This window comes from Myceligenerans halotolerans (genome assembly GCF_054782975.1).
This window is the reverse complement of sequence record NZ_BAAGRL010000012.1, coordinates 294,989-308,968: the sequence shown is the minus strand read 5'-3', so window position 1 is coordinate 308,968 and position 13,980 is coordinate 294,989. Positions and strand designations below refer to the sequence as shown.

Annotated in this window: 9 protein-coding genes; all 9 read left to right on the top strand. The window is 72.0% G+C overall.

Going from position 1 to position 13,980, the window contains the following annotated elements; all coding sequences use genetic code 11:
* The first annotated feature begins 3 nt into the window (after nt 1–3).
* Nucleotides 4–1,524: an ABC transporter permease gene (locus ACYVK5_RS10535; RefSeq protein WP_460704589.1), complete on the top strand. Its 1,521-nt coding sequence runs from the start codon at nt 4–6 to the stop codon at nt 1,522–1,524.
* A 115-nt stretch (nt 1,525–1,639) separates the two neighbouring features.
* Nucleotides 1,640–2,317: an ABC transporter ATP-binding protein gene (locus ACYVK5_RS10530; protein WP_460704587.1), complete on the top strand. Its 678-nt coding sequence runs from the start codon at nt 1,640–1,642 to the stop codon at nt 2,315–2,317.
* A gap of 317 nt (nt 2,318–2,634) precedes the next feature.
* Nucleotides 2,635–6,789, top strand: coding sequence for an endo-1,4-beta-xylanase (locus tag ACYVK5_RS10525; protein WP_460704585.1), 4,155 nt, complete (start codon nt 2,635–2,637; stop codon nt 6,787–6,789).
* 194 nt (nt 6,790–6,983) lie between these two features.
* Nucleotides 6,984–8,621: a peptide ABC transporter substrate-binding protein gene (locus ACYVK5_RS10520; RefSeq protein ID WP_460704583.1), complete on the top strand. Its 1,638-nt coding sequence runs from the start codon at nt 6,984–6,986 to the stop codon at nt 8,619–8,621.
* Nucleotides 8,622–8,702: 81 nt separating this feature from the next.
* Entirely contained in the window at nt 8,703–9,707 is a 1,005-nt protein-coding gene (locus tag ACYVK5_RS10515; protein ID WP_460704581.1) for an ABC transporter permease, read from the top strand.
* Between the two features lie 76 nt (nt 9,708–9,783).
* Entirely contained in the window at nt 9,784–10,749 is a 966-nt protein-coding gene (locus tag ACYVK5_RS10510; protein ID WP_460704579.1) for an ABC transporter permease, read from the top strand.
* Nucleotides 10,746–11,972, top strand: coding sequence for an ABC transporter ATP-binding protein (locus ACYVK5_RS10505; protein ID WP_460704577.1), 1,227 nt, complete (start codon nt 10,746–10,748; stop codon nt 11,970–11,972). The genes ACYVK5_RS10510 and ACYVK5_RS10505 overlap by 4 nt, the downstream gene beginning before the upstream one ends.
* Nucleotides 11,965–13,092 carry an ABC transporter ATP-binding protein gene (locus tag ACYVK5_RS10500; RefSeq protein WP_460704575.1) on the top strand — a complete coding sequence of 376 codons (1,128 nt, stop codon included), beginning with the start codon at nt 11,965–11,967 and terminating at the stop codon, nt 13,090–13,092. Before ACYVK5_RS10505 ends, ACYVK5_RS10500 begins: the two co-directional genes overlap by 8 nt.
* Nucleotides 13,089–13,877: a type 1 glutamine amidotransferase gene (locus tag ACYVK5_RS10495; RefSeq protein ID WP_460704573.1), complete on the top strand. Its 789-nt coding sequence runs from the start codon at nt 13,089–13,091 to the stop codon at nt 13,875–13,877. The genes ACYVK5_RS10500 and ACYVK5_RS10495 overlap by 4 nt, the downstream gene beginning before the upstream one ends.
* The last annotated feature ends 103 nt before the right edge of the window (nt 13,878–13,980 follow it).

Below are 13,980 nucleotides of genomic sequence, written 5' to 3'. Positions count from 1 at the left end.
CCCATGTTCCTCACGTACCTGCGCAGGGAGTTGCGCAACAGACGTAAGCAGACGGCGGTAGTCGCGATCGGGCTGGCCGTCGCCATCGCGCTGGTCATGGTGGTCTCGTCGGTGTCGGCGGGGGTCCGGGACGCGCAGACCGAAGTGCTGGAATCGGTCTACGGCGTGGGCACCGACGTCACCGTGACGCAGACGGCGGAACCCGGCGAGGGCGGCGGGTTCGGCCCCGGGCGCTTCGACTTCGACGCCGAGGACGGCGAGGCCACCGCGGACGGCACCCGGGAGATCGCGCAGGAGCGGCTCACGACGAGCCCCGGGACGACGGCGTTCGACGCCGGTGCGCTCGACGCCGTCGCCAACCTCGACGATGTCTCCGGCGTGGCCGCCACGCTGGAGCTCTCCAGTACGAGCTTCTCCGGCGAGATGCCCGACTTCCGCGAGATGGGCGAGGGTGGCCCCGGTGCCGAGCCCGGCGAGGGCGGCGAGGGCGGCGGGCAGGGCGGCCCGTCGTCGTTCGAGATCGACCAGCAGACGGTCACCGGCATCGACCCGGCCACGGCCGCCGTCGGCCCCCTGACCACCACCGAGATCGCGGACGGCCGCACCTTCGAGGCTTCCGACGCCGGGCAGGACGTCGCCGTGCTCGACGCCGTCTACGCGGAGCAGGAGGAGATCGGGGTCGGCGACACGGTCACCGTCGGCGGCTCCGAGCTGGAGGTGATCGGCACCGTGTCGTCGACCACCGGCGAGGGCGTGGAGACGGCGGCGAACATCTACCTCCCGATCGACGTGGCCGCCGCGCTGGCCGATCTCGACGGCCAGGTCACGACGCTGTACGTGCAGGTCGACTCGTCGTCGAACGTGGACGGCGTCTCGGCGGCGATCGCCGAGGAGCTCCCCGACGCGACGGTCTCCACCCAGGCCGACCTCGCCGAGGGGGTGTCCGGCTCGCTGTCGACGGCGTCGTCGCTGGTCTCGACGCTCGGCACCTGGCTCTCGGTGATCGTCCTGCTCGCCGCGTTCGGGCTCGCGATCCTCTTCACCGTGTCCGGGGTGAACCGACGCACGCGCGAGCTCGGCACGCTCAAGGCTCTCGGCTGGTCACAGCGACGCGTCGTGGGCCAGATCGCGGGCGAGTCCGTCGCGCAAGGGCTGATCGGCGGCGTCGCGGGCGTGGCACTGGGCGGCCTCGCCGTCCTGGCGGTGAACCTCTCGGGGATCACGCTGAGCGGCTCGACCGGCGCCCAGGTCGCGTTCGGGGGCAGGGGCGGCCCGCAGACGGGTCAGGCGCTGCAGGACGGAGCGGGTGAGGTCGCGGGCGGCGGCCCGGCCGGCTTCGGCGGTGGTGGCGGCGGCGGACTCGCCGACACGGTGTCCGACGTCGTCCTGCACGCGCCGGTCTCCCTGTGGATCGTCGCCGCCGCGGTGGGCCTGGCGGTGCTGGGCGGCCTCGTGGCCGGCGTGGTCGGGGGACAGCGCGCGGCGCGGCTGCGCCCGGCGGAGGCGTTCCGCTCCCTGGCCTGAGACCGGTCGCCGCGCGGCCGGTCCCGCCGGTCCGGCAGATGGCCGCGAGACCGGCCGCGCGGCACCGGCCCCGCCGTACCGCAGCACGTCGTCGTACAACGAGAGAAGGCATGTCATGTACCAGATCGAAAAGCTGAGCAAGACCTACACCCAGGGGAGGCGGACCGTGCACGCGCTGCGTGACGTGTCGCTGCGGATCGAGGACGGCGAACTGCTGTCCATCCAGGGCCCGACCGGGGGCGGCAAGTCCACGCTGCTCCAGACGCTGGGCGGGCTGGACCGGCCGACGTCGGGCAGCGTCGTGCTGGACGGCAAGGACCTGGCCGCGATGAACGACGCCGGGCTCACCCGGGTGCGCGCCGAGACGGTCGGATTCGTGTTCCAGAACTTCAACCTCATCCCGACGTTGACGGCGCAGGAGAACGTCGAGACGGCGCTCGTGCCCGCGGGCGTGACGAAGGCGGAGCGGGCGCGGCGGGCGCTGGACACGCTGGAGTCGGTGGGGCTCGGCGAGCGGGCGGACCACCTGCCGGGCGAGCTGTCGGGCGGGCAGCAGCAACGCGTCGCGATCGCGCGGGCGCTGGTGAAGAACCCGACCGTGCTGCTGGCCGACGAGCCCACGGGAAACCTCGACGAGGACACCCGCGACGAGATCGTCGACCTGATGGAGGGCCTGTGGAAGGAACAGGGCCTGACGCTGATCGTGGTCACGCACGACTCGGCCGTGGCGGCGCGCACCCCGCGTCGCATCCGCATCGCGAAGGGCAAGGTCAAGGAGCTGACGGGCGCCTGACCCGCCACCCGGGCGCCCACCGCCGAACCGCAATCCTGTCCCGCGATCGGCCGACGGACCGCAGGAACACGCCGACAATCCCAGCTCGAACGGCAGCCTGAAGCCGGTTCCAGCTGCCCAACCGCAAGAGGAAGCCGGTTCCGACTGCCGAACCGCAAGGTGAATCGTGCAAACGCGAGGTTTGCACGATTCACCTTGCGGTTCAGCGCCCTCTGGCGGTGGGAGGATGCGGTTCGGCACGCGGTGACTGGCCCCCGCTCCCGGGTGTGGCTACTATCACGCCCAAAGCACCCGTACCGCGCAAGGGAGCGCCTCTGATGTTCGATCGAAATCGTTTCCCATATCGAAATCGTTTCACACGACCCCGCACCACAAGATCCGGACGCCGCCTCACCGCCGCCACCACGGCCGCGGCCCTCGCCCTCACGGGCGCCGGCGTCGCGACCGTCGCCCTGACCGGACCGGCCGCCGCAGAACCCGTCACGATCACCGCGGCCGACTTCACCGACGGCACCACCGGCGCCTGGACCGCGTCCGGGAGCGCCACGCTGGAGGTGGTCCCGGACCCCGACGACGCCGGCAACAACGTCCTGTCCGTCACCCGCGCCGCGGACTACGAGGGACTCCAGTCCCCCGCCGGGATCTTCGAGGCGGGAGCCACGTACGACTTCTCGATGCGCGCCCGCATCGCCCCGGCCGCCGAGGGCGAGACCCCGCCGGAGTCCACCGGCATCCGCTTCGTCATGAAGCCGGACTACACCTGGGTCGGCAACACCACCATCACGTCCGAGTGGACCACCGTCACCGGCTCGTACACCGCGGCGGCCGACGCCGATCCGTCCGCCCTCCAGGCGTACCTCGGCACCGCCGACCAGGAGGGGCCGTACACCATCATGGTTGACGACATCCTCGTGACCAGCGAGGACAGCGGCACCGACCCGGGCACGGCCCCCGGCGGCGCGATCAGCCCTGTGCCCGCGCCGGCGTACCTCGCGGACGGCACGGGCAACGTCTCCGCCCTGACGTTCGACGACGGCCCCAACCCTGGCACCACGCCCGCGCTGCTGGACTTCCTCGCCGAGCAGGACATCACGGCGACGTTCTGCGTGATCGGCCAGAACATCGAGGCCGACGGCGGCGCCGAGATCCTGCGCCGGATCGTGGACGAGGGTCACGTGCTGTGCAACCACTCGACCGGCTACGCCGACATGGGCGACTGGACCGCCGATCAGGTGCGCGCGGACCTGGTCGCGAACCTGGAGATCATCCGGCAGGCCCTGGGCGACCCGAACCAGAAGGTCCCGTTCTGGCGCGCGCCGAACGGCTCGTGGGGCGTGACGCCCGATGTCGCCGTCGAGCTGGGCATGCAGCCGCTCGACGTGCGCAACACGATCGCGGACTGGGAGACGCAGGACGAGGCCACCCTCACGGAGAACCTGCGCGCCGCGATGGTCCCCGGCGAACTCGTCCTCGCGCACGACGGCGGTGGTGACCGCTCTGGGACGCTCGCCGCGGTCCGGACCGTGGTGTCCGAACGCCTCGCCGACGGCTGGGAGTTCGTGTTCCCGCAGGGCACTCCCCCGGCGTCGGGCACGGTGCTGAGCACCGACTTCGAGGACGGCACGCTCGGCGGCTGGGGCCCGCGCAACGGCGCGGACGACAGTGGCTTCGGCGTCGCGGTCACGGACGCCTACGCCCACGAGTCCACGTACTCGGCCGGGATCACGAACCGCGAGAGCACGGGCGACGGCATCGGCCTCGACGTGACCGGGACGCTCCAGGCCGGCGTCACCTACGACGTGTCCGCCTGGGTCCGTTTCGCCGACGGCGCCACGCCGGGCGACGTCTGGCTCAGCCTCGCGCACACGTCCGACGGCGAGACGACGTACGACACGCTCGCGCAGTTCGACGGCATGTCGAGCACCTCGTGGCAACAGGTCATGGCGACCTTCACGATGCCGTCCGCCGACGATGCCCTGCTCTACCTCGAGACCGACTACAACGGCGAGAACCTGAGCGACTGGTACGTCGACGACATCGAGATCTCGGTCCCGGAGCCGCCGGTCGTCGAGGACCTCACGCCGATCCACGAGACCACCGACTTCCCCGTGGGCGTCGCGATCGACGCCCGCGAGACGACCGGCCCGGCCGGGGAGCTCACCGCACGTCACTTCAACCAGATCACGGGCGAGAACCACATGAAGCCCGAGGCCTGGTACGACGAGGAGGGAAACTTCGGCCGTCACGCCCAGGCCACGGCCCTCATGGACTTCGCCGCGGCGAACGACGTGCGCGTCTACGGGCACGTGCTGGCGTGGCACGGCCAGACGCCGGACTGGTTCTTCCAGGACGACGCCGGTGACCCGCTGCCCGCGGACACCGCGGGCCAGGAGATGCTCCGGGAGCGCCTGCGGACGCACATCTTCGCGGTCGCCGAGAACCTCTCCGCGGACTACGGGCCTTTCGGGTCCGACACGAACCCGCTGGTCGCCTGGGACGTGGTGAACGAGGTCATCTCGGACAGCGGTGAGTACGACGACGGCATGCGCCGCTCGGAGTGGTACCGCGTCCTCGGCGAGGAGTTCGTCGACCTGGCGTTCCGGTACGCGGACGAGGCGTTCAACGAGACGTACGCGGCGCCGCCGTCGGACACGGTCCCGGAGCGCCCGGTGACGCTGTTCATCAACGACTACAACACCGAGCAGTCCGGCAAGCAGGACCGGTACCTCGCGCTCGTGGAGCGGCTGCTGGAGCGCGGCGTGCCGGTGGACGGCGTCGGGCACCAGTTCCACGTGAACCTGTCGCTGCCGGTCGGTGCGCTGGAGACCGCCCTGGACCGGTTCGCGGACCTGCCGGTGACGCAGGCCGTCACGGAGCTGGACGTGACCACCGGTACCCCGGTCACGCAGGCGAGCCTCATCGAGCAGGGCTACTACTACCGCGACGCGTTCCGCGTGTTCCGGGACCACTCGGCCGGGATGTACAGCGCCACGGTGTGGGGCCTGACGGACGATCGCTCGTGGGTGGCCGACAACGGCGCGCCCCTCCTGTTCGACGGCGCCTACCAGGCCAAGCCCGCCTACCACGGCGTGGTCGACGGCGAACTGCCCGCCAAGCTCCGCACGGCGGACGTGTTCGCGGGCGACGTGCCGCTGGACGACGCCGCGACGAGCTCGCTGGAGTGGGACAAGCTCCCGCTACACACGTTCGGGACGGACGCGGGCAACGCCCGCTTCCAGCTCCGCTGGGCGCCGGATCACCTCACGGCGTACGTGTCGGTGGACGACGCGACGACGTCGGGCGACGCGGTGACCTTCGCGCTCGGCGAGGCGGAGTACGTGGTCGCCCGCGACGGTTCCGGCGACGCGGACGCGGTCACGTCCGAGCTTGAGGGCGGCTACGACGTCGTCGTGCACCTTCCGCTCGACGGCGCGGCCGAGGGCGACACGCTGGACCTCGACGTGCGGGTGTCCGACGACGGCGAGGCCGCCGGTGCGTGGAACTCGCCCGGCACGCTCGGCACGCTGACGCTCGTCGAGGAGCTCTCCTACACGGAGATCCCCGAGGCGGCGACGGCCCCGGTGATCGACGGCGTGGCTGACGCCGCATACGAGGCCGCCGAGCCGGTGGTGACCACCAAGGCGGTCGAGGGCGAGGACGGCGCGCAGGCCACCGTGTCGACCACCTGGCAGGGCAGCACGCTGTACGTGCTGGCCGACGTCGCGGACCCCGTGATCGACGTTTCGGGCTCGGATCCGTGGGTCCAGGACTCCGTGGAGCTCTACGTCGACGCGGGCAACGCGAAGAACGGCGGCTACCGCGCCGACGACACGCAGATCCGCATCTCGGCGGAGAACGTGGTGTCGTTCGGCACGGGCGACGAGGCGGACCAGGCCGCACGGCTCACCTCGGCCGTGCAGCAGACGGACGACGGATACGTCGTCGAGGCCGCGATCGACCTGCTGGAGTACGGCGGGCTCGGCACGTTCCACGGCCTGGACTTCCAGGTCAACGACGCCTCCGACGGCGCCCGCACCGCGATCCGCAACTGGGCCGACCCGACCGGGGCCGGCTACCAGTCCACGGCGCACTGGGGCGTGGGCCGGCTCGTCGGGGCGCCCGGGATCGAGAACACCGTGCCGCCGGAGATCACCGGGAAGGCGCGCCCGGGCCGGCTGCTCACGGCCGACCCCGGTGAATGGTCCGTCGAGGACGTCACGCTCAGCTACCAGTGGCTGCGCGACGGCGAGCCGATCGCCGGGCACCCGCACGCGAAGCACTCGGGAACCGGCAAGACCTACAAGGTCAAGCCGTGGGACGCCGGGCACGAGCTGACCGTGGAGGTCACCGCCGAGGCAGAAGGCTACGACCCGGTCACGGCCGCCTCGGAGCCGGTCACCGTCCGGCATCAGAACCCCTGGCAGTGGACCTGGACGTGGCTCCTGCCCTTCTGGCACTGGCCCTGGCGCTGACGCCGGGGACCCCCGATCCGCCGAGGTAGCGGGCTGCTTCGTCGCCCCGCTACCTCGGCACTCCACCACCGCCGGGGTGGCGGCCTGCTCGGGCAGGCCGCCACCCCGGCATCGTGCTGCCCGGGCAGGTGGGGACGCGTACCGTTACCCAGCTTTTACTTGCACAAATGCACACTCATGCCAAAGTTACGGTTATGGCGCAGATCACCACCAGGATCACCGCGACCGCCGGCGTGGCCGCGGTCGCACTGACGCTCGCCGGCTGCAGCCCCAGCGACACCGAGGGTGGTGCCGACGGGCGGGTCACCCTGGAGACCTGGATCAGCCAGGACATGGAGACCCTGTTCCCCGGGGACGCCGGGACGTACGACAACATCAGCGTGCTCGACGTCGTCTACGACGGCCTCGTCCGGTACGACCCGGAGACCACCGAGCCCTACAACTACGTCGCCGAGTCCATCGAGCCCGACGAGGAGAACACCGTCTGGACCATCACGATCAGGCCGGACCTGACGTTCCAGAACGGCGAGCCCGTCGACGCCGAGGCGTTCGCCCGGGCCTGGAACTACACGGCCGACGGTGACAACGGCCTGTACTCGAACTACTTCTTCAGCATCGTCGAGGGCTATGACGAGATGCAGCCCACCACGGACGACGACGGCAACATCACCGCCGAGGGCGCCGCGGACGAGCTGTCGGGGGTGAAGGTCCTCGACGAGCTGACGATCGAGGTCACCCTCGGCGCACCGTTCGCCGGCTTCGCGACCATGCTCGGCTACACCGGCTTCTACCCGGTCGCACAGGAGTGCCTGGACGACGTCGAGGCGTGCGCGGTCCAGCCCATCGGGAACGGGCCCTTCCAGGTCACCGACTGGCAGCAGAGTCAGGAACTGACCGCGGAGAAGTGGGCGGGCTACACGCTGGACGAGACGCCGGAGTACGACGTGATCCACTGGACGGAGTACGCCACCGGCGAGACCTCCGGCTGGGCCGACTTCATGGCGGGCGACCTCGACCTGTCCTTCCCGCCGACGGCCGAGGTCGAGGCGACGAGAAACGACCCCCCGCCCGGGGGCTACGTCGAGCGCCCCGGCTCCGCCCTGACGTACCTCGGTTTCTCCGGCTACACCGACGGCCCCTGGAACGACATCGAGTTCCGCAAGGCGATCTCCATGGCGATCGACCGCGAGGGCATCGTCGCCTCGCTCGGCAGCGGCCAGGCGACCCCGGCCGACTCCTGGGTCGTCCCGGGCGGCGTGCCCGGCGGCGAGGCCGGCACCTGCGAGTGGTGCGTCTTCGACCCGGAGGCCGCCCAGGACGCGCTCGCGGCGGCGGGCGGCTGGCCCGACGGCGAGAGGCTGCAGATCAGCCTCGGCGACGACGAGTCCGAGGTGGAGTACTTCACCGCGATCGGCAACTCCATCGAGGAGGTGCTCGGCATCCCGTACGAGCTCGACATCGACCCGGACTTCTTCACGACGCGCGCGGAGCAGGGATACGACGGCATGTTCCGGAACAACTGGTTCCCGGACTACCCGCTGAACGAGAACTACCTCAGCTTCTACGCCTCGGGCGCGCCCGGAGCGGGGCACTGGGGCTGGTACAGCGAGGAGTTCGAGGCCAAGCTGGCGGAGGCCGCCGCGGCGTCGTCGCTCGACGAGTCCGTGGCCCTCTACCAGGAGGCCGAGGCGATCCTCGCCGAGGAGTTCCCGACCATCCCGTTCCGCTGGAGCTTCAGCGCCACCTACTACAGCGAGCGCCTGGACAACGTGGACCTCAACCCGTTCTCGGGTGCGCCGGTCCTGCGCCAGATCGAGGTATCGGCCGGCTGAACCACCCGCACCTGATCACCTGCGGGGTGGTGCCGGCGTCGCTCCACGGCACCTCCTCGCGGTCATGAACCAGAGGATTCCATGGGCCGCTACATCGCCGGACGCGTGCTGCAGGGCGCCGGGACGCTGCTGCTGGTGATGTTCGTGCTGCACCTGCTCACGACCGTCGCCATCCAGCTCAACGGCAGCCCCGCACAGGCGTTCTTCGGGGACAAGGTCGCGACGGAGGCGCAGGTGGCCGCCGTCGAACAGCGCTTCGGGCTCGACGACCCCTGTTTCGACCGGCCCGGCGACCCGTGCCTCGGGCCGTTCGCCGAGCGGCTCGGCCAGTACGCCCGTGGGGAATTCGGCACCAACCTGCGTGGCCGCGAGGTCTCCGACATCGTGAGCGCCGCGGCGCCGAACACGCTGCGCCTGTTCTGCGTCGTGGTCGTCACCTGGCTGGCGCTCGGCATGGTGCTCGGGTCCGTGGCCGCCCGCCGGCGCGGCTCCGCGGGCGACCACGGCATCCGGCTCACGTCGGTGCTGATCGACGCGTTTCCTGTCTTCGTGCTGCTGATCGTGTACCGGTACGTCGTGGCGGTGCCGCTGAACCGCTGGTCCAAGGAGACGTTCGGCGAGGACAGCTGGCCGCCGTACTGGTTCCGGCCCTCGTTCGACCCGGCGCACCCTTGGGCGACGGTCGTCGTGCCCGGGATCCTGCTGGGTCTGGCGGGGTCGGCGGCGTTCATCCGCCTGGTGCGGGCGAGCCAGCTCGAGTCGTATGCGGGCGAGCACGTGCGCACGGCCCGGTCGAAGGGGCTGGCCGAGGGGCACGTCGTCGTGCACCACGTGGTCCGCAACTCGTCCGTGCCCGTGGTCACCGCCGTCGGCCTCACGTTCGCCGAGGCCCTCGGCGGCGCCGTCATCACGGAGGGACTGATGAACATCTACGGGATGGGCGGCGTGCTGTGGGAGGCGGTCCGGAACGACGACGTCGGACTCGTGCTGGGCGTCGTGACCCTGCTGACCGCTGTGACCGTGCTGGTGATGATCGTGGTCGACATCGCCTACGCCGTGCTCGACCCGAGGATCCGCTATGACTGACATCGGCGACGGGCGCAGCGGAGGGTACGGGCCGGGGAACGAGGCACGTGCCCGGAGCGGAGTCCGAGGAGATGGCATGAACGGTACCGACATCGACGACGGGCGCGGCGGCGGGCGGCGGGCCGAGGCCCGTGCCCGGACCGGAGGGCACGTCGCCCCGGCGGCGCGTCCGCTCACCCGGGCCTGGCGCGCGCTGCGAGGCCGGCCCGATGCCGTGATCGCGAGCGCCGTGCTCCTGTTCTTCACGACGATGGCGCTGGCTCCGCGGCTCTTCACGAGCACGAGCCCGCGCTCCTGCAACATCCGCGAGGCCCGGCTGGACCCGCAGGAGGCCGGCGGCGCGCACCCGCTGGGTACGGACGCGCTGGGCTGCGATGTGCTCGCCACGCTGGTGCACGGCGTGCGGCCGTCGCTGCTGCTGGCCGTCGTGGTCGTGGGGGTGGCGCTGGTCATCGGGGTGACGCTCGGCCTGGTCGCCGGGTACTACCTGGGCTGGGTGGACTACCTGGTGTCGCGCACGGTCGAGGTGTTCCTCGTGATCCCGCTGCTGCTGGCCGCGCTGCTGATCCTGTCGCTGTTCCAGGGGATCGAGCTCGGCGCGGGGACGTTCGACGTGATCCTGCTGCCCGCGGTGGTGCTCGTCCTGTTCAGCTGGATGCCGTACGCCCGGTACGTGCGTGCGAGCGTGCTGGAGACGAAGAACCTCGACTACGTGACGGCGGCCCGCTCGCTGGGTGCCTCCGACCTGCGGGTCATGGTGCGGCACGTACTGCCGAACGCGATCGGCCCGGTCACCGCGATCCTGCCCACCTCGGTGGCGGGGATCATCAGCTGGGAGGCCGTGCTGTCGTTCCTCGGGATCGGGGTGCGTCCGCCGGCGACGAGCTGGGGGATCCAGATCGAGCAGGGGTCCGAGTGGGTGACCGGCGGTGCACCGCACATCCTGCTCGCACCCCTGATCTGCCTGGTCGCCACCGTGCTGGCGCTCGTGGTGCTGGGCGACGCGTTGCGTGACGCCCTCGACCCGAGGCTGGCCCGATGAGCATCCACTCAGAGCCCGGCCCCGGGGCGTCGTCGGGCACTGCCCTGCTCGAGGTGCGCGACCTCGCGGTGGAGTTCCGCACCTCCGAGGGGGTCGTGCGGGCGGTGGACGGGGTGTCCTACCGCGTGGAGGCCGGGCGGACGCTCGCGGTGGTCGGGGAGTCCGGGTCGGGCAAGTCGGTGTCGTCGCTGGCGGTGATGGGCCTGCTGCCCGACACCGCCCGGGTGACCCGCGGGGAGGCCCGCCTGGCGGGCGAGGACCTGCTGGGACTGAGCCGGCGCGAGCACCGCAGCCGGTGCGGCGACCGGATCGCGATGGTGTTCCAGGACGCGCTGGCGGCGCTCAACCCCGTGCACACCGTCGGGTACCAGCTCACGGAGGCGCTGCGGAGGCGGCGCGGGATGTCGCGCCGGGACGCCGGGCGGCGCGCCGTGGAGCTGCTGGATCTGGTGCAGGTGCCGAACGCGCGGGGCCGGGTGAAGGACTATCCGCATCAGTTGTCGGGCGGCATGCGGCAGCGGGTCATGATCGCGACGGCGCTGGCCATGGACCCGGACGTGCTCATCGCGGACGAGCCGACCACCGCGCTCGACGTCACCGTGCAGGCCCAGGTGCTGCGGCTGCTCGCCGAGATCCAGGCCGAACGGCGGATGGGGCTGGTACTCATCACGCACGACCTGGGCGTGGTGGCCGGCATGGCCGACGACGTCACCGTCATGTACGCCGGGCGCGTCGTGGAGCGGGCACCGGTGCGCGACGCCTTCCGCGCGCCCGCCCATCCGTACACGCGCGCGCTGCTGCGGTCGATCCCGTCGGCGGGTGGCGACGCGGGCGTAGGGAGAGGCAGGCGCAGGTCGTCGCCCGGTTCTGGCTCGCAGGACGACGTCGGCGCCGGGCAGGCCCGCCGGGCCCTCGACGACCGGGAGCTCGACGGGCGGCGGCGCCTGCCGGTCATTCCCGGCCGGCCGCCCGACCCGGCCGCGCTGCCGACCGGCTGCGCATTCCATCCGCGGTGCGACCTGGCCCGCGACGTGTGCCGGTCGGACACTCCGCCGCTGTTCGCGACCTCGACGGCGACCGAGCGCATGTCCGCATGCCACTTCGCCGCCGAGGTCCTGGCGTCCTCTGCCGCGGCGGTTCCGGGCGAGCGCCAGGACCCGTCCGATACCGGATGCCCAGGGCTCGCCGTCGGCCCGGAGGACAAGGAGATGACCGATGGCTGAGACCGTGCTCGAGGTTCGCGACCTCGTCAAGCACTTCCCGGTACGCCGCGGGCTGCTGCGCCGCACCGCCGGCATGGTCAAGGCCGTCGACGGCGTCTCGCTCGCCCTCGGCGCGGGCCGCACGCTCGGGGTGGTGGGCGAGTCGGGATCGGGCAAGTCCACGCTCGCGCGCACGCTGGTGGGGATCGAGCGGCCGACGTCGGGCCAGGTGCTCGTGGACGGCCACGACGTGGCGCGGCTGTCCCGGGCCGGCCGCAGGCAGCTGCGCCGTGACGTGCAGATGGTGTTCCAGGACCCGTACACGGCGCTGAACCCGCGCATGTCCGTGGGGCAGATCGTCGGCGAGCCGTTCGCCATCCACCGGGTCCGCCCGCCGGGCGGAAGGACCGCGGCCGTCGGCGAGCTGCTGGAGCTGGTCGGACTCGACCCGGGTCATGTGGACCGCTACCCGCACCAGTTCTCCGGCGGGCAGCGGCAGCGCATCGGCATCGCCCGGGCGCTCGCGCTGCGCCCCCGGATCCTGGTGTGCGACGAGCCGGTCTCCGCCCTCGACGTGTCCGTGCAGGGGCAGGTCGTCAACCTGCTGCAGGACCTGCAGGACGAGCTCGGGCTCTCGTACGTGTTCGTCGCGCACGACCTGGGCGTGGTCCGCCACATCGCCGACGAGGTCGCGGTGATGTACCTGGGCCGCGTCGTGGAGCGGGGCCCGTCCGACGACGTCTACGACGACGCCCTGCACCCCTACACGCAGGCGCTCCTGTCGGCGGTCCCGGAGCCCGACCCGGCGGTGCGGCTGACCGACTCCCGCGCGATCACGCTGGAGGGTGAGCCGCCGTCGCCCGTGGATCCGCCCGCGGGGTGCGCCTTCCATACCCGGTGCCCGCTGGCGCGGGCGCTCGGGGAGGGGGCGCCGCTGCCGGGCTCGGGGAACGACTCGGGCGCCGGGGACGGGTCCAGGTCCGTCGGTGACGGACACCCGGTTCCGGCCGGTTGCGTGGATGCTCCGCCCGCCCTGGAGCCGCACGGGGACGACGGCGGTCCCGCCGCGGGAGGTTCCGCGCACCTGGCGGCGTGTCACTTCGCGCGCCCGCTCCCGGCCCTGACGAAGGTGGAGTCATGACGCGTGTCCTGGTGGTCCAGAACTCGAAGACGTCGGGCCCGCGGCGGCTCGGCGACTGGCTGGCGGAGGCGAGCGTGACCGCCGACGTCGTGCGGGCGTCGGAAGGGCTGCCGGCCGGCCTGGACGGGTACGACGGCGTCATCCTGCTCGGCGGCGGCTACCTGCCCGACGACGACGCCGAGCACCCTTGGCTCCCGGCCGAGCGCGCGCTCACCGCCGAGGCGCTGGACCGCGAGACGCCCCTGCTCGGGATCTGCCTCGGCGGACAACTGCTTGCCCAGGTCGCGGGCGGCACGGTGACCGCGAGGTCCGGGGAGACGGAACGCGGGATGTGCGCCCTGGAGGTCCTGCCGGCGGCGGCCGGCGACCCGCTCCTCGGCCAGTTCCTGGCAGGAGCCGGACCGACCGGCCCCAGCCGCGACGGCCCACCTCACCGCGCGGACGTGCGCGACGCCGCCACGGCCGCCGTCGTCCCCGGGCCGCTGTGGATGCTGGAGAACCACGAGGATTCCGTGACCACGTTGCCGCCAGGCGCGACGCTGCTGGTCACGTCGCAGGAGTGCCGGGTGCAGGCGTTCCGGGTCGGGCGGGCTGCCTGGGGGCTGCAGTTCCATCCGGAGGCGTCGCCGGACGCGATCCTCCGCTGGGACGAGGCGGCCCTGGCGGGCCAGGGCATCGATCGCGCCGCCCTGGCAGCATCCGCCAAGGAGCACGCGGAAACCAACGAAACCCAGTCCCGGGCTGTGGTCCATGCCTGGACCGACCTACTGAGGACTGTTCAGTAGGGCCCCGCGGGCCTTTCACGCTGGTTTGAAGGGATCCGAAACCCTGATGAACTGGAGTCAGTAAGGGATCGCGGGGAAGCGCCGCAGCCGAGCAGGGACCGCC